This is a genomic window from Roseibium sp. AWQ4_290 (genome assembly GCF_056160985.1).
The window spans coordinates 1-223 of sequence record NZ_JBSWYG010000118.1 but is presented as its reverse complement, the minus strand read 5'-3'; the positions used below and the strand labels follow the sequence as shown (position 1 = coordinate 223).

Sequence of the window (223 nt, the reverse complement as noted above, 5' to 3'; positions counted from 1 at the left end):
GAGGCCATTCAGCGCATTGCCGGGCTGTACGAAATCGAAAAGAAGGCACGCGGAAAACCTCCACCGGAGCGCACCGCCTTACGGCAAGCACACGCCAAACCTATCTTCAATGATCTGGAAGACTGGCTTGGCAGCCAATTGACGCGGATATCGGGAAAGTCACCGCTGGCCGCAGCGATCCGCTATGCACTCAGCCGTCTGCCGAAAGCCCGGCCGTATCTCG

1 protein-coding gene is annotated in these 223 nt (G+C 59.2%); it reads left to right on the top strand.

The features are described 5' to 3' along the window. The coding region (locus ACXAH0_RS25390; protein ID WP_475196130.1) for an IS66 family transposase at positions 1-223 on the top strand (223 nt) is incomplete at both ends.